The organism is Pseudomonas sp. NC02 (genome assembly GCF_002874965.1).
Taxonomy (GTDB): Bacteria; Pseudomonadota; Gammaproteobacteria; order Pseudomonadales; family Pseudomonadaceae; genus Aquipseudomonas.
In genome coordinates, this window is record NZ_CP025624.1 from 4,278,973 (window position 1) to 4,302,817 (window position 23,845).

The 23,845-nt window shown below is 60.0% G+C and carries 21 protein-coding genes; 14 read left to right on the forward strand and 7 right to left on the reverse strand.

Annotation, left to right across the window (positions count from 1 at the left end; all coding sequences use genetic code 11):
- Positions 1 to 136 precede the first annotated feature (136 nt).
- Complete coding sequence (locus C0058_RS20150) at positions 137 to 1,003, forward strand: helix-turn-helix transcriptional regulator (protein ID WP_032899479.1); 867 nt, start codon at positions 137 to 139, stop codon at positions 1,001 to 1,003.
- Here the strand turns inward: C0058_RS20150 and C0058_RS20155 are convergent.
- The gene (locus C0058_RS20155; RefSeq protein ID WP_102369426.1) at positions 994 to 2,085 is read right to left on the reverse strand and encodes a thiamine pyrophosphate-dependent enzyme; all 1,092 of its coding nucleotides are present in this window, start codon (positions 2,083 to 2,085) and stop codon (positions 994 to 996) included. The two genes, C0058_RS20150 and C0058_RS20155, sit on opposite strands and share 10 nt — an antisense overlap.
- Before the next feature lie 759 nt (positions 2,086 to 2,844).
- Here C0058_RS20155 and C0058_RS20165 point away from each other — a divergent pair.
- From C0058_RS20165 to C0058_RS20180, 4 genes are all read left to right on the forward strand, one after another.
- Entirely contained in the window at positions 2,845 to 4,005 is a 1,161-nt protein-coding gene (locus C0058_RS20165; protein WP_102369427.1) for a PotD/PotF family extracellular solute-binding protein, read from the forward strand.
- A gap of 109 nt (positions 4,006 to 4,114) precedes the next feature.
- On the forward strand, positions 4,115 to 5,050 hold the full coding sequence (locus tag C0058_RS20170; RefSeq protein WP_008430156.1) for an ABC transporter permease: 936 nt from the start codon (positions 4,115 to 4,117) through the stop codon (positions 5,048 to 5,050).
- A 28-nt stretch (positions 5,051 to 5,078) separates the two neighbouring features.
- Positions 5,079 to 5,870, forward strand: a complete 792-nt coding sequence (locus tag C0058_RS20175) for an ABC transporter permease (RefSeq protein WP_008430153.1) — start codon at positions 5,079 to 5,081, stop codon at positions 5,868 to 5,870.
- Positions 5,871 to 5,875: 5 nt separating this feature from the next.
- Positions 5,876 to 6,943, forward strand: a complete 1,068-nt coding sequence (locus C0058_RS20180) for an ABC transporter ATP-binding protein (protein WP_008430152.1) — start codon at positions 5,876 to 5,878, stop codon at positions 6,941 to 6,943.
- A 905-nt stretch (positions 6,944 to 7,848) separates the two neighbouring features.
- Here the strand turns inward: C0058_RS20180 and hisD are convergent.
- The gene (gene hisD, locus C0058_RS20200; protein WP_008431521.1) at positions 7,849 to 9,132 is read right to left on the reverse strand and encodes a histidinol dehydrogenase; all 1,284 of its coding nucleotides are present in this window, start codon (positions 9,130 to 9,132) and stop codon (positions 7,849 to 7,851) included.
- 288 nt (positions 9,133 to 9,420) lie between these two features.
- Between hisD and C0058_RS20205 the strand changes: the two genes are divergently transcribed.
- The 3 genes from C0058_RS20205 to C0058_RS20215 are packed head-to-tail and all read left to right on the forward strand — an operon-like array spanning position 9,421 to position 13,552.
- On the forward strand, positions 9,421 to 10,140 hold the full coding sequence (locus C0058_RS20205; protein ID WP_032898774.1) for a ThuA domain-containing protein: 720 nt from the start codon (positions 9,421 to 9,423) through the stop codon (positions 10,138 to 10,140).
- Positions 10,137 to 11,924, forward strand: a complete 1,788-nt coding sequence (locus tag C0058_RS20210; protein ID WP_102369429.1) for a thiamine pyrophosphate-binding protein — start codon at positions 10,137 to 10,139, stop codon at positions 11,922 to 11,924. The genes C0058_RS20205 and C0058_RS20210 overlap by 4 nt, the downstream gene beginning before the upstream one ends.
- A 17-nt stretch (positions 11,925 to 11,941) precedes the next feature.
- Positions 11,942 to 13,552: a GMC oxidoreductase gene (locus C0058_RS20215; RefSeq protein ID WP_102369430.1), complete on the forward strand. Its 1,611-nt coding sequence runs from the start codon at positions 11,942 to 11,944 to the stop codon at positions 13,550 to 13,552.
- Positions 13,553 to 13,660: 108 nt separating this feature from the next.
- Here the strand turns inward: C0058_RS20215 and C0058_RS20220 are convergent, their stop codons facing one another.
- Both C0058_RS20220 and C0058_RS20225 read right to left on the reverse strand, forming a co-directional pair.
- A complete protein-coding gene (locus C0058_RS20220) occupies positions 13,661 to 14,758 on the reverse strand; it encodes a LacI family DNA-binding transcriptional regulator (RefSeq protein ID WP_008431528.1) in 1,098 nt (365 codons plus the stop codon).
- 55 nt (positions 14,759 to 14,813) lie between these two features.
- Entirely contained in the window at positions 14,814 to 15,941 is a 1,128-nt protein-coding gene (locus C0058_RS20225; RefSeq protein ID WP_050550296.1) for an MFS transporter, read from the reverse strand.
- A 243-nt stretch (positions 15,942 to 16,184) separates the two neighbouring features.
- On the opposite strand from C0058_RS20225, the gene C0058_RS20230 reads away from it, so the two are divergent.
- Positions 16,185 to 17,447 (forward strand): MFS transporter, encoded by a 1,263-nt coding sequence (locus C0058_RS20230; RefSeq protein WP_102370285.1) that lies wholly within the window; start codon positions 16,185 to 16,187, stop codon positions 17,445 to 17,447.
- A gap of 15 nt (positions 17,448 to 17,462) precedes the next feature.
- Here C0058_RS20230 and C0058_RS20235 read toward each other — a convergent pair whose 3' ends face one another.
- Positions 17,463 to 18,212 (reverse strand): hypothetical protein, encoded by a 750-nt coding sequence (locus C0058_RS20235; RefSeq protein ID WP_032898777.1) that lies wholly within the window; start codon positions 18,210 to 18,212, stop codon positions 17,463 to 17,465.
- Positions 18,213 to 18,403: 191 nt separating this feature from the next.
- On the opposite strand from C0058_RS20235, the gene C0058_RS20240 reads away from it, so the two are divergent.
- Positions 18,404 to 18,964, forward strand: a complete 561-nt coding sequence (locus C0058_RS20240) for a fasciclin domain-containing protein (RefSeq protein ID WP_003219652.1) — start codon at positions 18,404 to 18,406, stop codon at positions 18,962 to 18,964.
- 56 nt (positions 18,965 to 19,020) lie between these two features.
- Here C0058_RS20240 and C0058_RS20245 read toward each other — a convergent pair whose 3' ends face one another.
- Positions 19,021 to 19,218, reverse strand: coding sequence for a hypothetical protein (locus C0058_RS20245; protein ID WP_023658951.1), 198 nt, complete (start codon positions 19,216 to 19,218; stop codon positions 19,021 to 19,023).
- A 598-nt stretch (positions 19,219 to 19,816) separates the two neighbouring features.
- On the opposite strand from C0058_RS20245, the gene C0058_RS20255 reads away from it, so the two are divergent.
- The 4 genes from C0058_RS20255 to C0058_RS20270 all read left to right on the forward strand — a co-directional run bounded on the left by C0058_RS20255 (position 19,817) and on the right by C0058_RS20270 (position 23,035).
- Entirely contained in the window at positions 19,817 to 20,119 is a 303-nt protein-coding gene (locus C0058_RS20255; protein ID WP_003219649.1) for a helix-turn-helix transcriptional regulator, read from the forward strand.
- A 66-nt stretch (positions 20,120 to 20,185) separates the two neighbouring features.
- Positions 20,186 to 21,178, forward strand: coding sequence for a zinc-dependent alcohol dehydrogenase family protein (locus C0058_RS20260; RefSeq protein WP_102369432.1), 993 nt, complete (start codon positions 20,186 to 20,188; stop codon positions 21,176 to 21,178).
- 40 nt (positions 21,179 to 21,218) lie between these two features.
- Positions 21,219 to 21,476, forward strand: a complete 258-nt coding sequence (locus C0058_RS20265) for a hypothetical protein (protein WP_003219645.1) — start codon at positions 21,219 to 21,221, stop codon at positions 21,474 to 21,476.
- A 230-nt stretch (positions 21,477 to 21,706) separates the two neighbouring features.
- Positions 21,707 to 23,035, forward strand: coding sequence for an OprD family porin (locus C0058_RS20270; RefSeq protein WP_003219643.1), 1,329 nt, complete (start codon positions 21,707 to 21,709; stop codon positions 23,033 to 23,035).
- A 127-nt stretch (positions 23,036 to 23,162) separates the two neighbouring features.
- Here the strand turns inward: C0058_RS20270 and C0058_RS20275 are convergent, their stop codons facing one another.
- Positions 23,163 to 23,621 (reverse strand): Hsp20 family protein, encoded by a 459-nt coding sequence (locus C0058_RS20275; protein WP_003219642.1) that lies wholly within the window; start codon positions 23,619 to 23,621, stop codon positions 23,163 to 23,165.
- Positions 23,622 to 23,845 lie beyond the last annotated feature (224 nt).

The window sequence follows — 23,845 nt, forward strand, 5'->3', positions numbered from 1 at the left end:
AGTTTCAAACGCTTAAACGGTTATTACGGTTATGCCCAAGGTTATTCGATAACTGCGCTATAACTTTAATAACTGGCGCCTTAACCCAGCCAAGTACATCGAGATAATAATGCCCAGCCGCCCGGACTCATCGCCCCTGTCATTAGCCGCCGCCACCTCCCACCCCGAGCGACAGCAGGCGCGCAGCGACTTGCAGGCCAATGTGCAAAAGAATCTGAGCACGCTGGTGGAGTCCTGCCGGTCGGTGGCCGACATGTGCCGCAAAGTTGATGTGAACCGCCAGCAGTTCAACAAGTACCTGGTGGGCCAGCACGTGCCGTCGCAGAAGATTCTGCAAAAGATCGGCCGCTATTTCATGATGGAAGCCGAAGACCTCTTCCGCCCGCCCGCCGAGTTCAAGAAGTTCTATGAAGGCTATGAAAACGAACTGCCGACCGGCTTGCGGGCTTCGGAGCAGTTCAATCATTTCCTGCCGCTGGCCAAGCAGTCGGCTGACGTGCTCGAAGACTATCTGGGGGTGTATTACCGCTACCACAATTCATCGATCTACAAGGGCCGGATCCTGCGTTCGGTCACCTGCCTGTACCGCGCCGACTCGATGGTGCAGTACGTCACCGTCGAGCGCTTTCCGCTGCGCGATGGCAGCGGCAAGATCGGGTATTCATTCACCTACCACGGGTTCTGCCTGCTGCTGGGCGATCGCCTGTTCATGGTGGATTTCGAAGGCAAGCAACGTAACGAAATGACGTTTTCGATCCTGACGCCGCAGCATCGTCGGCCGATCCGTTTTCTCTATGGGTTGGTGACGGGTGTGGCGTCGTCCTCGTTCCGCCAACCCTTCTCCACGCGCATGGCGCTGGGACTAGTGGACAAGGGCAAGATCCGCAAGCATCACTTGCGCAATGCAACGGTGCTGTTGCCCAGCGACCAGTCGATCCCGCTGGACGTACGTGAATACATGACCGGCGACAACGCCACCATTGTCTGGGGCGGTCAGGACTGAGGGACCTGCAGGGGCTGGCGTGCCGTCATCATTTCAACCAGCGACGGGCCCTTGCTGTTGAGGGCTTTGACGAGGGTCGCGTTGAGTTGTGACGCGTGTTCCACGCGCCAGGCTTCAAGGCCGAAGTTTCGGGCGATGCCAGCGAAGTCCGGGGCATAGGGTTTGCCATCCGGCAGGTTGAATTCACCGGCCCGGTGTTGCTCGATGGGCGGCGTCTGTACGTCGCCCAGGGCTTCGTCACCGCTGCTGTTGAAGACCAGGAACACCACCGGAATGCTGTGCATCACGCACACAGCCATCTCTTGCATCGACTGCAGGAAATCCCGGCTGCCCACGGCACAGACCACCTGGCGGGCGGGCATGGCGAGCTTGGCGCCGATAGCCGCCGGGACGGCCCAGCCGAGGGTGGCGGGGTTGCCGGCGCACAAGTGCCTGCCGGGGTAATGCACCGGGAACATCTTGCGGGCCATGGGCTGGGTGGGGCCGCTACCGATGACGAGAATGGCGTCGTTTTCCAGCACGGAGGATGAGGCGCGGCCTTCGCGCAGTACGCTGATTTTACGCGGGGTGGGTTGGGGTTCTGCACGCAGGGTGGCGGGTGGCAGGCTGGCGTTGGTGGAGGCGCCTTGGAGGGCGTCGTCAATGGACAGGCTGACAGGGCCGGGATGGGCGCTCAGCATGGTGTCGAAGGCTTGGCGCAGGGCTTGGGGTAGCTGTTGTAGTGTCGAAACCGTCGCGTGATCTTTCATGACGTTGGCGGCTATCGTTTCGGGCTGGGCGTTGCTGATGACCAGCAGCGCGCAGGCGTCCTGGTGCGCGGTGGCGAGGGCTCCCAGGGCTGAGGGGATGCCCAGGGGGCCCGTGAGTACGACGGCCATGGGGCGACCGCACGCACGGTAGTAGCCGTCGGCGAGGTGCACGGCGCTGTGGGCCTGGATGACGTGGATAAAGGGGATGTCGGTGCCCGGGGTCAGCAGCGCTTCCACCAGGGCCCGGGCGCCGTCGCCCGGGGGCCCGGCTACGTAGTCGACACTGTTGGCCTTGAGTGCCTTGGCGATGATTTGGCCACCTGTGAATTTCACTCGATACTCCAGCGAATGCGCGGCGTCTGGGCCGGGATCAGGCTTGGAGTATTCGCCTGGTGCGGGGTGGGCTCAATTTCGCACCTTGGGTAAAAGAGACGCAGATTGACGCAGATATTGGGGCTCACTACAGCACAGCGGCCTGCAGGCCGGCTTGAGTGTTAGAAGCCAAATCAAAAGCTAAAGCGGGCACGGTCAAATGTGGGAGCTGACTTGCCAGCGATGGCATCGCCCAGGTGTGTCTGATGTACCGAGTTGTCTGCATCGCAGGCAAGCCAGCGCCTACAGAAAAGCCGCTCTGCTTCTGCTCTGGTTTCTAACCTGCAGGTCGGCTTTCAGGCCGCCGTGCTCTTGCTACGGATCCCCCCAGAAACCCCTGGCCCCCCACGTGCGCCGCTTAGGTCACTCCAATGCGTCAGAGTGCGTCGCTTTTAACCCCCCTGCGAAATTGAGCCCCCCGCCTCCCCGCTCAATACTCAACCCATGAAAACAACAAGCCGAGCCTATCAAGCGCTGGGCGCACCGCTTCAGGCCCGCAACACCCTGCAGCCCGGAATAAGCGTGCGTCGCCCCGCCAAGGAAGAGTCAATCGGAACAGTGGAGGCCTTACCACCCTCCCCAGCAGCATGGAATCAATGCTGGCCATAACACTGCCGATCCAACTGACTGCATACAAAAGGACGCACCTGGCATCGACACCAGGCCCATGCCTTGCAAGTCGCTCAACATTTGCACCCACCACCCAGGCAGGAACTCGAAATGAAAAAAGAAATAGAGACGGGTTATGGTTTGACCGGCATTGACTTCAATTCCCTCAGCTTGAAACGACGCTCGTTCCTGCTGGGCGCTGCCGCCTCTGCCGCAGGCTTGTACCTCGGCTCGTTCGTGCCCAGCGCATTTGCCGCCACCACCGGGCACCTGGAAATCCTCGGCTGGGAAGGCGAAACCGGCGACGCCGAACTCGCCGACTGGCGCAAGCAACGCAACGTTACCGTGCGCTCCAGTTATGCCAGCAACCAGGACGACATCACCGCCCGGCTGGCAGGCTCCGATCCAGTGCAGCTCGACCTGACCATGTACGCCCTGGGCTACGAAAAGATCTATCAGGAAATGGGCCTGCTCAAGGCCATCGACACCACGAAGATCCCCAACTATTCCGCCGACAATACCCTCGCGCTGTTCTACAAGGGCAGCCGTTGGTACTGGGACGGCAAGCAATGGGGCATCCCGTTGCTGTGGGGGATGAACACCATCATCTACAACCCCAAGAACGTCAAAAAGCCTTCCCAATACACCGACCTGCTGGACCCCAAGCTCAAGGGCAAGTTGACCTTTGTCGATGACGGCACCTCGAACTGGTCGCTGATCGCGACCATCGCCGGCTACGGCGACAAGTACCCCAACCTGACCCGCGCCGAGTTCAACGACGCCTTTGAAAAACTCAAGCCGTACCGTGATCAATGCCGCGTGTTCGCAGCTTCGTCGGGTGACGCGGTATCGCTGCTGGTATCGGGTGAAGTGGACGCGGTGTTCTCGGCCTCCGCCAACACCCCGAGCGAAACCATCAAGCGTGGCGTGACCACTGCCCTGTCGGTGCCCAGCGAAGGCGCAGCGCTGTGGTGCGATGCGTTGTTCATCCCGAAAACCGCCAAGGATATTCCCCTGGCCCTGGAGTTCATCAATAAGACCCTGGAGCCCGACATCCAGGCCAAGATGGCAACCACGATGTTCTCCGGCGTGGTCAACCCCAAGGCCGTGCCGCTGCTGCCGGAGGACCTGAGAAACACCTTTGACTACGCGAACCTCGACAGCTTCTTCGAGAAATCCAAACTCTATGGCCAACCGCCCCTGAGCTCCGAAAAGTATGTGACCTATGCGGAATGGATCGATCAGTGGGCGAACTTCAAAGGCTCGTTCTAGAGCGCTTGGCACGCCGGCGCTGGCAACCGTGGGGTGGGTGTTCATCAACACGCGCCCCACGGGTCAACGCGCCCTGACTCTCGAATAAAAACGCAAAGGCAACCTCATCATGACCGTAGTCAACAACACCGAGTCCATGCCCCTGGACGACGGCGATTCAAGGGTCGGTAAACACGTGAAGATGGATAAGAGAACCCTCAGCGGGTATTGGCTGGCGTCGCCGCCGTTGCTGTTTCTGGTGGTGTTCTTTCTGGTTCCGTCGGCACTGTTGCTGATTGCCAGTTTCTGGACCGCCAAGACCTTCAGCATGGAGCCCGCCGCCACCCTGGCCAACTATGCCAAGGCCCTGAGCGCCAGCGGGTTTTATGACTCGCTGTGGATCGCCCTGCAAAACGGCTTCTGGACCGCCCTGCTCTCCACCGTGATCAGTGCGCCGGTGGCCTATTACATCGTGTACCGCACACGCTCCAACGCCGTGTTGTACCTGGCGTTGGTGTCGTGGTTTTCCAGTTACCTGGTACGGGTCTACGCATGGCGCTCGATCCTGGGCACCAACGGCGTGATCAACTCCACCCTGCTGCACTTCGGCCTGATCGACCAGCCGCTGGAGTGGCTGGTGTTCAGCAAGTTCGCCGTGGTGCTGACCCTGGTGCACATCATGCTGCCTTTCACTCTGTTGCTGCTGGTGTCGGGCCTGCGGGACATCAAGAAGGACTACCTGGAGGCCGCTGCCGACCTGGGCGCCGGCGGTGTCACCATTCTGTGGCGGGTGATCATGCCGATGGCCCACAAGAGCATCGTCAGCTCCTTCATGTTCACCTTCGTGCTGGCCGCCAGCGACTACGTCACCCCGCAACTGCTGGGCGGCCGGGATGCGATGACCACCGGGCTGGTGATCGCCAACCAGTTCCGCTCGGTAGGTAACTGGCCACTCGGTGCGGCGATGGCTTATCTGCTGTTGATCGTGTTCATGCTGGTGTACGCGTTGCTGCTGGGGGTGTTGCGCGCAGCCAACCTGGCACCCGGCAAGCGTTACCACGACTGACTGCCGCTCATAAAAAAGGTAACTCGCCATGATCCGGTTATTCACTTACGTCTACATGTTGTTCCTCTACGCGCCCATCGCGATTATCGCGCTGTTCAGCTTTCACTCGTCCGCCTCGCTGTCGTTCCCGTTCGAGGGTTTTTCCACGCGCTGGTACGAGGCGCTGTTCAGCAGTTCGGACTTCATGACAGCCCTGACCAATAGTGCGATCGTCGCCGCCGGTTCGGCGATTCTCACCACGCTGCTGGGCACGTTCTCGGCCCTGGCGCTGATGCGCATGAAAGGCCGGGTAAAAGCGGTGTTCGCGTTCATGAACTTTGCCCCCATCGCCTTGCCCGGTTTGTTTTTGGGGATTGCACTGGTGATTTTCTTCTCACTGGTCGGCCTGCCCCGTTCGCTGCTGACGGTGATCATCGGCCACACCCTGTTCACCTTTCCGTTCTTCGTGGAGTCGGTGCGCTCACGGCTGGAGTATTTCGACCTGTCGTTCGAGGAGGCCGCCCGCGACCTCGGCGCCTCGCCCCTCAAAGCGTTCTGGCTGGTGACGCTGCCGATCATCGGGCCAACCATCGCCGGCGCCGCGATCCTCGCGGTGGCGCTGTCGATGGATGAATTCCTGATCACCGTATTCGTCACCGGCAGCGACACCACGCTGCCCCTCATGATTCTTTCGATGATGCGCCGCGCCGTCAGCCCCACCATCAATGCCGCCTCGGTATTCATGCTGGTGGTGACCATCGCCATCATCGCCATTGCCGGCCTGGTCATGACCTTGCGTCGTCGCCGCCTCGAACTTGAACGTGCTGAAACTGCAGAGTAATCACCATGACCAACAGTATTGAACTGACCGGGATTTCCAAGAGCTACGGCAACCTCACTGCCCTGGGCAAAGTCGACCTCACGGTAAAACGCAACGAGATCCTGACCCTGCTCGGCCCCAGTGGCTGCGGCAAGACCACCCTGATGCGGATCATTGCCGGCTTCGAAGAGCCCACCACCGGCAAAGTGGTGATCGACGGCAAGGACTCCACCGCCCTGGCGCCTGAACACCGCCCGGTGAATATGGTGTTCCAGAAGTACGCGCTGTTCCCGCACCTGGACGTGTTCGACAACGTGGCCTTCGGGTTGCGTTTGAAGAAGAAGCCCAAGGATGAGATCAAGCGTGAAGTGAACAAGGCGCTGGAACTGGTGCAACTGGAAAGCTTCAAGAGCCGCTGGATCTCCGAGCTCAGTGGCGGGCAGGCGCAACGTGTGGCCCTGGCCCGCGCACTGGTGAATCGCCCGGCGGTGTTGCTGCTGGACGAGCCGCTGGCGGCCCTGGACCTGAAGATTCGCCATCACATGCTTAACGAGATCAAGCGCATCCACGAAGAGACTTCCACCACGTTTGTGTATGTGACTCACGACCAGGACGAAGCGATGATTTTGTCGGACCGTGTGGTATTGCTAAACAAGGGTGGCATCGAGCAGATCGGCGGGCCGCAGGAGATGTATTGGTCGCCGCGCACGTTGTTTGCCGCCAGGTTTTTCGGCGATACCAATATCGTCAACGGCACGTATGGGCTCGGTGGCGTGGTCGAGTTGCCGTTTGGGCGTTATGCCCATACGGCTAAAAGCGGCGTGGGTGCAGGGCCGGTGAATGTGTCGATCCGGCCTGAAACCATCGGCCTTGAGCCGGCGCTGGGCGCCGCACTGGCCGACGGTGCGTTTGCCGGGAAGGTCAAGGACACTTCGTTTATCGGTAATCGGGTGATCTACCGCGTGGAGGTGGCCGGTGGCACGCTTGATCTCAAATGCCAGCAACTACCGACTCCCGGCAGCCACGCACTGCCGCCGGGTACGAACGTGGCGTTGACCTGCAAACCGGAAAGCTTTGTGGTGATTCCGGTCTGAAGGGGTTGAACATGGGGCCTGGCTGAAGCAGCCGAGGTTCATTTTTACGCTGGATCATGCGCTCTTTCACGGGAGGCTGGTCTGGCGTTTTTTTTGCCCGGGGGGAAGAGAGTAATGGTCGGTTTTATTGAGCGGGAAGTGGGCCCTCCGGTAAGTCTAGATTTACCGGGGGCCCGTGCCGGGCTGACCATCTCATTAGGGCTCTGCCCCGCCTGTCGGCGCCTCGCCTAGGCTCGGCGTTCCCTCACTCCGGCACCGCGAAGCGGGCTGCCGCGACGGGCCATCCATGGCCCGGCGCGGCTAAACCGGCGTCCTGCCGGTTTACCCGCTGCGCAATACCTGCGTTCGGCCTCGGGCTTATTGGGGCAGTCAGATCAAGATGAAGATCAAAAGCACGGCGGCCTGAGAGCCGACCTGAGTGTTAAAAGCAAAGGCAAGATCCAGAGCGAAAGCAGAGCTGCTTTTTTGTAGGAGCTGGCTTGCCGGCGATGCAGACACCTCGGTGCATCAGACACACCCAGTTGATGCTATCGCCGGCAAGCCAGCTCCTACAGTGGACCGTGCCCGCTTTAGCTTTTGATTTGGCTTTTAAACACTCAAGCCGGCCGGGAGGCCGCTGTGCTCTTGATCTGCTTTTGATCTTGGGCGCCCCGTTAAACCACGCTGGCCGAACGCAGGCTTTGGAGCGTGGGTAACCCGGCAGGACGCCGGGTTAGCCGTCCTGGGCCAAGGATGGCCCATGACGGCGGCCCACGGTCCAAAGCCGGAGTGAGGGCACTCCGAGCCTAAGCGAGGAGCCGAGTGGTGGGGCAAGAGCGTTTTGCTTACTTTTGCGCTGTTCAAAAGTGAGCCGCTGTAAGAGCGGAACCAATCTCAGCCATCACCCAAATAACGGATATGTACCCTCAACCGTGCTTCTTGTAACGACGAATCCGAATATCCGCCTGCTCCTTGTGCCCCGCAAACCCTTCCATCCCGCAAAGCCGCGAGCAGTATTCCCCTACCAACACCGAAGCCTCATCCGTCAGCACCCGCTGATACGTGCACGTCTTGATGAACTTGCCGACCCACAGCCCGCCGGTGTACCGCGCAGTCCCGGTGGTAGGCAATGTGTGGTTGGTCCCAATCACCTTATCGCCATAGGAAACGTTGGTGCGCTCACCAAGGAACAACGCGCCGTAATTGGTCATGTGCTCCAGGAAATACAACGGATCGCGGGTCATCACCTGCACGTGCTCGGAGGCGATGCGATCGGCTTCCTGCACCAGCTCGTCGACGCTGTCGCACAGGATGATTTCGCCATAGTCGCGCCAGGCGACAGAAGCAACCGGTGCGGTGGACAGGATCGCCAACTGCCGCTCGATCTCCGCCGGCAGGGTTTGCGCCAACTCCGCACTGTTCGTCAAAAACACCGCAGGCGAATTAACCCCATGCTCCGCCTGCCCCAACAAATCGGCAGCGATGATTTCAACATCGCTGCTGTCATCAGCAATCACCAGTGTCTCTGTAGGCCCGGCAATCAAGTCAATACCAATCTTGCCGAACAACTGACGCTTGGCCTCGGCCACATACGCATTACCCGGCCCAACGATCATATCCACCGGCTTGAACGTATCGGTGCCCAACGCAAACGCAGCAATCGCCTGCACCCCGCCCACGCAATAGATCTCATCGGCACCCGCCAAATACATCGCCGTCACAATGGCCGGATGAGGCTTGCCATCAAACGGCGGCGCGGCCGCAACAACGCGCTTCACCCCGGCCACCTTGGCCGTCAGCACGCTCATATGCGCCGACGCCAGCAACGGGTACTTGCCGCCCGGAATGTAGCAAGCCACCGAGTTCACCGGAATATTGCGATGCCCAAGGATCACGCCAGGCAAGGTCTCGACTTCCACATCGTGCATCGAGGCTTTTTGCACCTCGGCGAAGCGCCGGACCTGGGCCTGGGCAAAGGTGATATCGCCGATTTCCTGCTCGGACAGGCTCGCCACGCAGGCGGCAATTTCTTCGTCGCTCAGCCGGAAAGATACAGGCGACCACTGATCAAACTGCTTCGAGTATTCACGTACGGCCGCATCGCCGTTACGGGCGACGTTGGCGATGATGCGCTCAACGGTATCGCGGACTTGGGCGGCAATCTCGGCTTGGGCTTCGACCGGTTTAGGCGTTTTCAGGTAACGAATCATCAGTGGCTCCAGGTGGTTCTTGAGGGCACGCGACATGCCCCCGGCATTGGCAACCATCTTTTCCTACCCCCCTGCCCCGGGCAATTTCGCAGCCTCCCTATTGGTGACGCAACCTGACGCAACACAGACGCAGTGTTGAAGCACTGCGGCGAGCTGCTGACGTTATTCGTATAACCCCCGATGAAAAACATGTAAGCCCCATTGACTTAGGGATTCGGAGTGATAGGTTAAATAAGCGGTTATACGTATAACCTAACAATCACGCCCAACGTAAAGAGGTGATCAACCGTGAGTCGAGTCTTGTATCTATTCGGTGGCTGGCCCGGCCATTTCCCCTACGAAATTGCGGCATGGGCGCGCACCGTTTTCCAGGAACTGGATTTCGAGGTCGAAGAGTCCACCGACATCTTCACACTGGACAGGGACTTGACCGGTTATGACCTGATCGTGATCGGCTGGAACAACGCCGTCACTACCGAGACGCTCACCGCGTCCCAGGAAAACCGCCTGCTGGAAGCGATCGAAAGCGGCACCGGCCTGGTGGGTTGGCACGGCGCAGGCGCGGCGTTTCGCGCCAGCCTCAAATATCACTGGGTGCTCGGCGGCTCATTCCTCGAACACCCGATGGGCGAAGGCTTTCCCCACCCGTACCAGGTCAACGTCATCGACCACAGCCACGAGGTGACCCAGGGCGTCGAGGATTTCGAGGTACGGTCCGAGCAGTACTACATGCAGGTCGACCCGAACATTCATGTGCTGGCTGAAACCACCTTCGACGGCAACCCCTTCCCCTGGCTCAACGGCCATCGCAGCCCGGTGGCGTGGGTGCGCCAGTGGGGCCAGGGGCGGGTGTTCTATCACTCCATCGGGCACGACACCAGCAACCTCGCCGACCCGAATATCCGCCGCCTGACCAAGCAAGGCCTGAACTGGGCGACACGCGGGCGTGCAGCCAGTACCGCCGAGGCAACCCCCTCCGTTTCATCAACCCAAGGAGTCCTGTCATGACTAAATTGACCGGCAGCCAGATCGTGGCTCAAACCCTGAAAAACTATGGCGTCGAATACGTCGCCGGTATTCCCGGCCACGGTATCTGGACCCTGACCGACGCCTTCCTCGAAGAAGACTCCAAGCTCAAGTTCATCCAGGTGTTCCATGAGCAGAGCGCGGTGCATCTCGCCGACGGTTACTACCGGGTGAGCGGCAAGCCGATGGCGGCAGTGACGTCCATCGGTGCCGGCGCCGCCAACACGGTGATCGGCATGGCCACCGCGTTTACCGACTCCACCAGCCTGATGCTGATCACCGGCGGGCCACCCACCCACATGCGTGGCCATGGCTTGCTGCAGGAGCTGGAGCGCTACACCGACAACGACTTCCCGAAAATCGCCGAGGCCGTGACCAAGCGTCATTGGGTGGCGACCCGTGTTGAAGAGTTGCCGTTCATGATGCACCGCGCCTGGAGCGCAATGGTCACCGGACGCCCGGGGCCGGTGCACCTGGAAATCCCGATGGATGTGCAGGCCGAGGCCGCTGAAGTGACCCTGCATGCCCTCGAAGAGCGCACCCCGATCGGCAAATGCTTCCCGGACCCGGCAGCCACCGCACGCGCAGTGGAAGAGCTGAAACTGAGCAAGCGCCCGGTGCTGGTGATCGGCGGCGGCGTGATTACCGGCGAAGCCAGCGCGCAATTGTTCGCCCTGGCCGAAGCCTGGAAGATCCCGGTGGTCACCACCTGGAACGGCAAGAGCGGCTTCCCGGAAGATCACCCGTTGTTCGCCGGCAGTGTCGGCCAGACCGGCACCCTGTGCGGCAATAAAGTCGCGTCCACCGCAGACGTGATCATCGCCGTGGGCTGCCGTTTCACCGACTGGTCGTCGTCCAGCTACGCCAAGGGCGTGACCTTCGCGATCCCGCCGTCGAAGCTGATCCACATCGACATCGACCCGCATGAAATCGGCAAGAACTACCCGGTGACCGTGGGCATTTGTGCCGACGCCAAATACGCCCTCGCCGCCATTGTCGAAAGCCTGAAAGGCGAGACGGTTGAGCGCGAAGAGTACCTGAGCGACCTGCGCGGTTATCAGGAAGAATGGGAAACCAAACTGGCGGGCCGTCGTGACTCCGATCGCTTTCCGTTCACCTCGCAACGCCCCCTCGGCGCGCTGCGCAAAGTGTTCCCGCGGGACACCATCGTGGTGGTTGGCTCGGGCAACACCCAGGGCGCGGTCAAGCAGACCTTCCCGGTCTATACGCCACGTACCCACCTGACCTCCGGCGGCTTCTCGTCCATGGGCTGGGCCGTACCTGCGGCCATCGGTGCGAAGCTGGCGGCGCCTGACCAGCCGGTGGTGTGCATCCTCGGGGATGGCGATTTCCTGATGACCTCCCAGGAAATTGCGATCTGCGTGACCAACAATATCCCTGTGGTGTTCCTGATCCAGAACAACGCCGGCTACATGTCGATTCGCGGTGGCCAGCGCAAGCAGACCAGCCGCCATATCGGCACTGAGTTCAACCACCCGGACGGCACGCCCTACAGCCCGGACTTCAAGGCGGTGGGCGAAGCCTTCGGCCTCAAATCCTACCGTGTGGAGCGCCCGGAAGACCTTGAGCCTATCCTGCAGGAAGCGCTGGATTTGAATGTGCCGGTGCTGATCGAAGTACCCACCGACCGCGATGCGGCTGGCCCTTGGGTGCCCGGCTGGTGGGACTTCCCGATTCCGGAATACATCACCGACGAACGCCAGGATGAGTACTGGCAAATCCGTAATTCCGAACAACACCTGTAAATGCCGGAGCGGCTCACATGAGTGATGCATTGATTTCGCATCATGCAGAGCTGAATCCACAACCGGGGGCGCCGCGCGAACCGCGCGCCCTCGACGTGGTGACACCTGATGCAGATGGCACGATCAACTGTGACGTGGTGATTATCGGCTCGGGCATGGGCGGTTCGACCTTCGCCCATGCCCTGCGTGACAGCGGGCTGGATATTGTGATCGTCGAACGAGGGGATTTCCTGCCCCGGGAAATCCAGAACTGGAGCGCTGAAGCGGTGTTCGGCCAAGGACGCTATCGCAATGCCGAACCGTGGCTGGACCAGGCCAACCAAGCATTTTCGCCGGGGGTGTTTTATTACGTCGGCGGCAACACCAAATTCTACGGCGCCATGCTGCCACGGTTTCGCGAGGCGGACTTTGGCGAGATCCAGCATGCCGAGGGCGTGTCGCCTGCGTGGCCCGTCAGCTACGCCGAATTTGAACCCTGGTACGCCGAAGCGGAAAAGCTCTACCGCGTGCATGGCCAGGCCGGCATTGACCCAAGCGAACCCTGGCGTTCAGGACCCTTCCCGCAACCGGCACTCAAGCACGACCCGGCCCTGGTTGCGCTGGAGCAAAGCATGCAGCGTGCCGGACTCAAGCCGTTCGTGATGCCGGCGGCGGTGGACTATGGCGATGGCGGCGATTGCGTATTGTGCTCAACCTGCGATGGCTATCCGTGCCTGGTGGAGGCCAAGGCCGACGCTGAAGTTTCTGCGCTCAGGCCCGCCCTGCGCAGTGGCAGCATTCGGCTGATGACTCGCACCACGATCAGGCAGCTGAACACCGATAACGATGGCAAAACCGTGACTCAAGCGCGGGGTCTGTTCGATGGACGCGAGGTGACACTGCGTGCCAAACGCTTCGTGCTGGCGTGCGGCGCAGTCAACAGTGCGGCATTGCTGTTCAAGTCTGCGAACGCTCAACATCCTCATGGCCTGGGCAATAGCTCTGGGCAGTTGGGGCGTAACTACATGGTGCACAACAGCACCTTCATGCTGGCGGTGGACCCGCGACGCAAGAACAACGTGACCTTCCAGAAAACCCTGGCCATCAACGACTGGTACAGCGCCAGCCCGCACAACGCATTCCCCTTGGGTAACGTGCAGATGCTGGGGAAAATCCGCGAGCCGATGATCAGTGCCATGCGGCCCTGGCTGCCGAAATTCGCTTCACGCTATATCACTGACCACAGCGTAGACCTGTACCTGACCTCGGAAGATCTGCCGACCCAGGACAACCGCGTCACCTACGACACGCAGCGCGGTGCGATCAAGGTTCACTGGACGCCGAACAACCTCAAGGCCCATGAAGGACTGGTGAGCAAGGCCACCCAAACCATGCGTGATGCAGGGTATCCGCTGATCCTCAAGGCGCGCATGGGCATCGCGACGAACTCCCACCAGTGCGGCACTGCCGTGATGGGCAAGGACCCAACCACCAGCGTGCTGGACCTGAACTGCAAGCTGCATGACCTGGAGAATGTATGGGTGGTGGACAGCTCGTTCTTCCCGTCGTCGGCGGCAGTTAATCCGGCACTGACCATCGCGGCGAATGCCCTCAGAGTAGCGGCACACTTCAAGGGGCAGCCCGGGTAAAGGTGGGAGCTGGCTTGCCTGCGATGCAGTCGACTCGGTCTGTCAGTGGTATTGAGTCGATGCCATCGCAGGCAAGCCAGCTCCTACAGCGATCCCTTACCAACGGGATCAGGCGTCTGCCTGCTGGATACTGCGGGTCGAGGTACGCACCACCAGCTTGGTGGCGAAAATCTTTTGCTCGGGCGCCAGCGGCGCATCAGCCGGGGCATTCAATTGCTCGGTCAGCATGCGTGCGGCGTACACGCCCTTCTCCACCATGGGTTGGGCAATGGTGGTCAACCCGAGCTGCACCGCCTCGGGAATATCGTCGAAGCCGATCACCGAAAGTGTCTGCGGCACTTGGCGACTGAGGGCGTGGGCGGTTTTCATGCAGGCAATCGCCATCACATCCGAGCACGCCACCACTGCCGTGACGTCGTTGGAGGTCAGCAATGTGAACGCTGCGGCCTGGCCGGACGTGGAATCCAGCCCACCGGCCTCGATCACGCTCAGGTCTTCAAACGCCAGGCCCGCGGCGGTGGCCGCCTCCACGTAACCGGTGAGGCGTTCGCGGACAATCCGCTCACTGGCACTTTTGAAGCGTTGCAGGTCAATCGGGCCGCGGTAACCATCCGGGTTGAGGCGGTCAATGATGACGCCGATCTTGCGGTGGCCCAGGTCCAGCAGATGCTGCATTTGCGTGCGAGCCGCACCGCGATCGTCGATGCCGACAAAAAACGAATTCTCGACCAGCGGCGAGTCGATCACCACGAACGGAATACTGTGCTTCACCACCGCCAGCACCGCCGGGTGATCATCGGGCAGGGTCGAGATAATCAGGCCATCCACCAGCCCGCGCAGGGCCAGGCTGCCGTGGCTCGCCGCCGGGCCCCGGCCCACCAGGCGGTTGTTGTTGAGCGGAAACAGTGTCAGTGCGACATTTTCCAACTCGCCCACTTCACTGATGCCGCGCAGCATGGCGATGGTGCACGGGTCGGCAAAGGCCAGGGACAACTTGTCCATCATCATCAACCCGATGGCGCCGATCTTGCCCGAGCGCAGGCTGCGGCCCAGCACATTGGGGCCCGGGTAGCCCAATGAAGCGGCCACCTCGAGGATATGCTCGCGCTGGGCCGGGGACAGTTTGGAAGGTCGGTTGTAGGCGTAAGACACCGCAGGCTGGGACACCCCTGCCGCCAGTGCTACGTCTTTCATTGAAACGGCCATCGCTTGCTTCCCAATCCTTTTGAAACCTCATGCGAGGTCATGAAAAAACAGGCGCTCAGTGTACCCGTTGAGGGGAAACCTTCGGAACCAGTCGTGTGGCACTGAACATGATTGCGACCATCAGCGAGGCAACCGCCAGCAGCGCCCAGGATAGATTCGTCGCGTGGGCGAACAAGCCGATCACCGCCGGGCCCATCAGGATACCCAGATAACCGAGGCTGGTGGCAGCGGCAATCGCCAGTTCCCCCGGCATGGTCTTTTGCGCGCCCGCCAGCGACAGGTACACCGGCGCGATATTGGCCAAACCGATGCCGATGACCGCAAACCCCACCAGGTTCACCTGCCAGTTCGTCGCGAGCACCACCGTGAGAAAGCCCAGGATTACAATCAGGCCACCGCCCACCAGTACCAGCCGGGCGCCGAGCCTGAGCAGAATCCGGTCGCCACTCAAGCGCCCCAACGCCATCATCACGGCGAAGCAGGCGTAGCCCAGGCCTGCAATGGAAGGCTCGACATCACGCACCTGGGTCAGGAACACCGCGCTCCAGTCGAGAATCGCACCTTCGGCCAGAAACGCGAACAGGCACAGCACCCCCAGCACCAGGACTTTACGCGTGGGCCGCACAAAGATCGGGCTGCCCTCTTCGCCGCTGCGCCCGAGCATCTGGCGCCCGTAACTCAGGACAAACGCAGCCAGTGCCGCCATCACCGCGCTGCTGGCCAGCAACGGCGTGGCGCCCAGCCAGAGCAGCGCGGTGATCCCCGCCGCACTGACAATCGTGCCCAGGCTGAACAAGCCATGAAAACCCGACATCAAGGACCGCCCGGTCGCACGCTCAACCATCACGCCCTGTACGTTCATCGTCACATCCACTGCGCCGCACCCTGCACCGAACACGGTCAGGGCAAACATCAAGCCCAAGAATGAATGTGTGGTCGCCAGCAGAGGCAGCGTCAGAAACACCAGGGCGATGCCGATGTGCATGGTAAAGCGGCAACCTTTGCGGGCGTTCAGGATGCCCGCCAGCGGCATCATCACCAGTGAGCCGAGGCCCAGGCACAGCAACAGGATGCCCAATGCGCCGTCGTCCACCCCGGCCCGGCTGCGCGCATAGGGAACCAGCGGCGCCCAGGCGCCCATGCACAGGCCGGACAGCAGAAACGTCAAGCGGTAGGCCGACATATGCGGCGTGGAGCACGGCAATAACAACTCTTGAGACGACACGGAAACCCCAATACCTGAACAGTTGGAGTTATACGTATAACTTAAAACTCAAGCGCCAGCCACTGCCTTGTTACTGTTACATATTCTGGATTGATAAAGCATTGACAGCCCACAGGGTGCAGGTTTTACTTCCGCAAGGTTATTCGTATAACCCAAAATTGCATAACCACCCCACAAAAACAAAAGGGACCATGCAGCGTGATAAGCACTTTCCAGAAAACCCCGATCCCCCCGCGTATTCGCAAGGCACGTATCGCCACCTTTCTCGGCTTCATGATGATCGGCGCCATGATGTACATCTGGTCCACCGGTGTAAGCGTGTTCAGGACCCAGCTTGGCCTGACGGGAGAACTCGGGGACTCGAGTTTCGGCCTGATTGCCCTCGGGGTCGGTGTCGGCTCCGCAGCCGGTGCGCTGCTGGTCGGGCGGCTGCTGGACACCTTCGGCGCCAAGCCGGTAATTACCCTTGGCGCCCTCGCCTATCCCCTTTCGATTATCCCGCTGGGCTTCGTCAACGGTTTCTGGTTTGCGCTGTGTTTCGGCTCTGTGCTGGGGCTGTTGCGCGGCGCCCTGGATACCGCCTTGAATGCCCACGGCGTGCAGGTTGAACGGTTTTATCGACGCTCGATCATGTCCGGCTTCCATGCCTTCTATTCCCTGGGCGGCTTCCTGCTGGGCATGGCATGCAGTTGGCTGACCCGGTTCTACACCGACAGCGTGCTGGTGCCTTACACCGTACTGGGCCTGGCGATGTTCATTCTGGGCTGTGTGTTCAGCCGATGGTTGCTGGGCAAGCATGATGTGCCCGACGCCCAGCTCGACGACTGGCAAGCCGGCACCCAGTCCCGGGACGAAACCGGCAAGGGCCCTTCGGCCAAGACGCTGCTGGTGATGATCGCTCTCGGCACCTTGCTGCTGGGCAGCATGATGGGCGAAAACGCAATTGCCGACTGGGGCCAGGAATACATTCGCCGGGAGTTCGCGACCACCACCTCGACCGCAGGCATGGCGGTCTCACTGTTCGTCGGTGCGTCATTCGTGGGGCGTCTTTTTGGCGACCGCCTGGCCGCTGCGTTCGGTAATGCGCAGGTGGTGTTTGGATGCGGTACGTTGTGCGTCCTCGGCATGATCACCACGATATTGGGCGGTACGGCCGTGACCGGCGTTGTCGGCTTCGCGTTGTTTGGCCTCGGCCTTTCGTGCATCGCACCGTTGATGATCTCCGCCGCCGGGCGCCGGAACCCGGCACATGCCGGGCGCAATATCGGCATCGTCAACTGCATCGGATTTTCCGGGATGCTGGTGGGCCCCGCCGTCATCACCGTCATCGTCAGCAACTTCGGCCTGAGCAAGCTGATGTTCTTCCCGCTGGTGATGCTCGGTTTGCTCGCGACGTTCGGCCCACTGCTGATGCGCGCGCCGAGAAAAACCGTTGCCCGCGGCAAAGCGCAAACCGAGGTGTGAGGGAGGCCCGCATCGTCACTGCACCGGCAGGAAATTCATTAGCAGCAAGCTTTGCGCGTAGTTGAGCCCGATGCGCCGGTAGCGTTCGTCGAGCATCTGGGTCAACAGGTCGAGGCGCGCGACGATCTTGCCGAACTCCACGGCAAAGCTGAGGTTGCTGCCCGCCTCCGAGATCTCGTTGGAGAACAGCAACAGCGAGCCATTGGCATCCTGGCGCTGACTGAGCAGCCAGGTGGCCTTCTCGATATTGCGCGCGGCATTGCTGACGAACTGCGGGTTGATCGAGTCCGTTATATAAAACTCGGTGCGCCCGCCGTGTGCCGTCACCAGCATGCTGCCGATCGCGTAGATGAAGGCGCCTACCCGGTCGCCGCGAAACTCCGGGCTCAGGGAATAGCTCAGCGCCGCCAGGTCGCGACGATCCCCCAGGGCAGGCAGTGGTTGGCGAAGTTCGATGGCCTGGCGGATTTGCCGGGCGGCGGTCACCGCGTCGGTGTAACCCGATTGACGCCACTGGTTGGGGTTGCGCAGGTAGAGCTTGCTCATCAGCAGATACAGGCTTTGCAGGTTGTCGCGCATGCTCAGGGTGGCCATGCGATCAACGCTGGTCTGGAAGAACTCGTCGGGCTTGCCGTTGCTGAACTGCGTGGCAATATCGCGCCCCTGCTGCTGGCTGCAACCGTTGGCGCAAAGCATCAAAACCGCAGCCAGCCACAGCGGCTGACGCATCCATCGGGTGATAAAAACAGGTAACGTGCGATCCATCGGCACCAGGTCTGGGTCTGCTGTCCACGCCGGAAATTAGTGTGGTCGGGACAGAGATAGATCGGAAGAACGGGAAAAAGTGCAGTGAGGGCGGCAAACCAATAATTTTTCCAGAGGTGCATCCACTTTGATCCTTGGTACGTAGATTCAATACCCTCACCCGGAGGGCACAAGCACCAAGGAGATACATCATGCACGCCATCTACAAAAAAATTGCTGCCGTTGCCTGCTTTACGATCCTCTCCGTCACCACATCCCTAAGTTTTGCCGCCGACACCGTAATGGTGGGCGGCGCGGCGATGTATCCGACGAAAACCATCGTCGAAAACGCAGTCAACTCAAAGGACCACACCACTCTGGTTGCGGCGGTCAAGGCAGCCGGACTGGTGGATACCCTTAACAGCAAAGGCCCGTTCACCGTATTCGCACCGACCAACGAAGCTTTCGCCAAGCTCCCCGCAGGCACCGTGGATACGCTTGTGAAACCTGAGCACAAAGCCGATCTCACAAAAATCCTGACCTATCACGTGGTGGCTGGCACTCATACCTCTGCACAACTGATGGCCGACGCCAAGAAGAACGGCGGTACCGTGATGTTGAAAACCGTGCAGGGTGAGTCGCTGACGATCAAGCTGCATGACGGCAAATTGTGGGTGGTGGATGCCAAGGGTGGCAAGGCCAGCATCAGCATTGCGGATGTGATGCAGTCCAATGGCGTGATTCATGTGGTTGATTCGGTGCTGATGCCGTAATCGTCGCTTGACACCGAAAAGCCCGACGCAGTGTGCGTCGGGCTGATTCGGATGCTTCAGTTGTCGGGGTGTTCACTCGCGACAGAATCAGCCGCATCCACATCCGACATATCCTCTTCCAGAGGGGCGTCATCGTCCGGCGGTAGAGGCGCTTCAGGTTGATCGCGCCGAGGATCATGCCCGGTTTCATTGTCTGTACCGCGCGTTACGCCCTGCTGGGATACGTTTCCAGGGGCCTTCTCGTTAATTTCCATGCTGGCTCTCCGTTCTAGCGCGGGATGTCCGTGCTTGAACATGAGAAACGGTGCGGTGTCGCGAGTGCCGGCCGATGGACGAACGGTGGGGATCAATTTCATAACGGCCCTAACGCTCCGAGAGACTCTATCCACCGCAGGATCGCGGGTTTCTCTGCTGGTTTTTCGCCAATGCAACACACCTCGGGGTCGGTGAGAGAACACCAGACAGACACCGGGTCTCCCACTCGCAAGCCATACGAGGCTTTACGAAGCGCCGTCGTTGACCAAGCGTCAACCGTCTCGTTGAGAGACTTGTGAAAGTGCTGCCCATTGACGCTATAGCTGAAGCTCATGAACTGGCGTCCGGCCCACGATGCCTCACGCCCTACGAAGGTTACGTAGCCAGGCACCACTTGCCCCGCGTCCATGGCGCTCATGAGTTCTCTCCTGAAAACAGCCCGGAAACACGTTTGTTTTTTGTGCTTTTACACTGTTATAGCTCAGAGGCCCGCAGCGCGACAGGTCCTTGGTCGCCGCCTCCGGTGAGGCCTGAAACTGACTACCCTTTATATCTGACACACATTGACATATCGATAATTCTCGATATGATCACGCCATGGACTTACTCGAAATATTCAAAGCCCTCTCAAACCAGACACGCCTCGAAATCCTGAAAGGTTTGAAAGACCCCGAAAAGAACTTCCCTGCACAAGATGAAGGGGACGTTCACACGGTGGGCGTGTGCGTCAGCAGTATTCAGGAAGGCATCGGGCTCTCGCAGTCGACGGTGTCCGGTTACCTGGCAACGCTGCAACGGGTGGGCCTGGTCGAAGTCAGGCGCATCGGCCAGTGGACTTACTACAAGCGCAATGAAGCCACTATCCGCAGGCTTGCCGAGATCATAGGGAAAGATTTGTAGTTTTTTTTTTCGCCACATAATATCGAGATTTCGCGATATCCCTTTTTGTCGAAACGAGGAAATGCAATGAAGGCGTTGATACTCAAGTCATTTGGCGGCCCGGAATCATTCGAACTTCGCGACGTTCCCAAGCCCGTTCCGCACACGGGGCAAGTCCTGGTCCGCGTACACGCAACCTCCATCAACCCGCTGGATTACCAGGTCCGACGTGGCGACTACGCTGACCTGGTGCCGCTACCGGCGATTACCGGGCATGACGTATCGGGGGTCGTTGAGGAAGTCGGGCCGGGGGTTACGTCCTTCGCGCCAGGCGACGAAGTCTGGTACACCCCGCAAATATTTGACGGACCCGGCAGCTATGCCGAATACCACGTGGCGGCCGAAGGCATTATCGGGAAGAAGCCCCCTGCCCTGAGTCACCTTGAAGCGGCAAGCCTGAGCCTGGTCGGCGGCACCACCTGGGAAGCGCTGGTGGTGCGTGCAGCCCTCAGGGTGGGAGAAAGCATCCTGGTGCACGGCGGCGCGGGCGGCGTCGGCCATGTGGCGATCCAACTGGCGAAAGCCATTGGCGCCCAGGTGTTCACCACCGTACGCGACGTCAATGTCGAGTTCGCGCGAAGCCTGGGCGCGGACGTAATCATCGACTACGAAAAGGAAGATTACGTCGACGCCATCCTGCGGGAAACGGGTGGCCGTGGCGTTGATGTGGTGTTCGATACCATCGGCGGCACCACATTGTCCCGTAGCCCGGACGCGCTTGCGCAACTGGGTCGCGTGGTCACGATTGTGGACACGGCGCACCCCCAGAACCTCGTCCAGGCCTGGGGCAGGAACGCGAGTTATCACTTCGTTTTCACACGACAGAACCGCGGTAAGCTGGATGAAATGAGCGCACTGATCGCCAACGGTCAACTGCGGCCACACGTTGGCGCGGTCTATTCCCTTGCTGACATCCCGCTCGCCCATTCCCGCCTTGAAAGCCCCAACAACGGCATTCAAGGGAAAATCGCGATTGCCGTGTTTGCCGGCTTACAGGAGGATTGGCGCAACGGTGCCTGAGCTGATCGCACTGAACCACTTTTTTGGAGAGCACGGGTAAATGGCAGAACTGATGGAAATGCTCGACGGCCCAAGGACCGCACAGCAGGAACTGTTCTACGACCTCGAAGATGCGACGGCCGTTATCGCCTGGTCGGTCAATCAATTGGCCACTATCGCCGGGGTCGCCAAATCACCCGACGAAGCAGTCGCCCTGATGAAGATGGGTGCACTGCTCGCGGCTCAGCAGGAAAAGCTCAGCGGGTACGCGGATGAGGTGAAGGCCGGAAGGATTGTGCGAGGAGAGGATCACTCGTGATAAATACGCTACGCACCCAACAACCTTTCACATCCCTTTCACACTCGAGCGCTTATCGTCACTCCAGCTCCTAAGTGAACACCTTTAAGCCCGCACTCCCCATCGCGGGCTTTTCTTTGCCTGGAATTTGGTAAAAGGGATATCAAAACCTTCATCCAGTTTCATTTGTTGATGGCCTGGGCTGTCGCCTTAATGCTCCCACACGAACTCGTGCACAGGAGCAAAATATAATGAAAAAACGTCAACCGTTACTTCAGCTCAATACCTTGGCCGTGGCGCTGGCATTTGCCTTGCCGGCCATGAGCTATGCCAGCGATCAGTCCGACTCCAAGGGCTTTGTCGCCGACAGCAGCTTGAATATCCTCAACCGCAACCTGTTCTGGAACCAGAACGGCAACGGCGCCCACACCCGTGACTGGAGCCAGGCGCTGATGGCGACCTACAGCTCGGGCTTCACTCAAGGCACCATTGGCATCGGCATTGATGCGTTTGCCGACCTGGCGTTGCGCATCGACGGGGACACCGACCGCGCCGGTGGCCCGAACATACCGTCCGACGCCAATGGCAATCCGGATCATGGCTTCGCGAAGGCTGGTGGTGACGTCAAGTTCCGTATTTCCAATACCACGCTCAAGGTCGGCGACCTGCAACCTACGTCGCCGGTGTTCGCCACCGCCGATAACTACCTGATGCCACAGACCGCAACAGGCTTCCAGATCGACAGCCATGAAATCACCGGCCTGAACCTGGAGGCCGGCCATTACACCTCCGGCACCGGTACCACCACCACCTCGCGCAGCGGCGACATTCTCGCCAGCTATGCGGGCGTGGAAGCGTCGTCGGCCAGCTTCGCGGGGGGCAAATACCAGTTCAGCAAGGAATTCACCGCGTCGCTGTACGGAGCACACCTGGAAGACGTGTGGAATCAGTACTACGTCAACCTGAACCTTGTTCATCCACTGACCGATGACCAATCCGTCGCGCTGGACTTCAACCTCTATCGCACACTGGACGACGGCAGCGCCAAGGCCGGGACCATCGACACCACCGCAGCCTCGCTGGCGGCTGCCTACACCCTGGGTGCACAGACCTTCACCCTGGCCGGGCAGAAAGTGCATGGTGACGAGCCGTTCGACTACGTCGGCTTTGGGGAGACCAATGCCGGCGTCGGTGCCGGGCGCTACGGCAACTCGATCAACCTGGCTGACTCGGTGCAATACTCCGACTTCAACGGCCCGGGCGAGCGGTCCTGGCAGATGCGCTATGACCTGGACATGGGAGCCTTTGGCGCCCCCGGCCTGAGCTTCATGGCCCGCCATATTCGCGGTGCCGGCATCGACGGTACGCATACCCCCGGCAATTCGGCCTACACCGGGTTCTATGGCGCCAACGACCAGGAACACGAAACCGACGCCGAAGTGAAATACGTCGTGCAGAGTGGCCCGGCCAAGAAGCTGTCCTTCCGCCTGAGGGAAGCCTGGCACGATGGTGATGCGTCCACCGGGGGGCATCTGGTGCAGACACGCCTGATTACCGAGTACCCGTTGAATATCTTCTAAACAGGCGGGAGTGCCCGGTTGATGGATCTACCGGGTACTCTGCGTAGCCAGGTATTGATCGGTAGGCGTTTTGATTCCACACACAAAAAAAGGCGCTACCAAGAGCGCCTTTTTTGTTACCGCTGACTTATTGCAAACTAACCTGACGCAGTTCGGGCTCTTTCCCGCTACCAATCGTGATGCGCTTGGGCTTGGCCTCTTCAGGAACCACGCGCAGCAAGTCGATGCTTAACAGCCCGTTGTTCATCGAAGCACCGCGCACCTCGATATGATCTGCCAGCCGGAACGACAGCCGAAATGCTCGTTGCGCGATGCCCTGGTGCAGATAAGTGACTGCTTTCTCGGTTTCGCGCTTGTCGCCAACGACTGTCAAAACGCCCTTCTCGACCTGTATATCCAGATCCGCTTCAGTAAGCCCAGCGACAGCAATGACAATGCGATATTCGTCATCACCGTGCTTTTCCACATTGTGAGGCGGATAAGTGTTCGGAGCCTCGCTGCGAAGCGCCGACTCAAACAGGTCATTGAAGCGATCGAAGCCCACGGATTGACGGAACAAAGGGGCCAACGAAAGGGTAGTAGCCATCTCAAAATCTCCTGATTAAATCCAAGTGATTAAGTGCGCGACCCGCATTCGGCGTCGCGTGATAAAAATTTATGTTCGCCGGGAAAATTTTCAAGAGGGCAGATAAAAATTTTTACATTTGAGTACCAGCCGGGAACGGCTTGCTCGGTTGGATAGACAGGCCGCCCTCAGGCTGCGATGCGTAGTCAGCCCACCTTTCTCTTGAGTGCTTGCCTGGGTCGGGT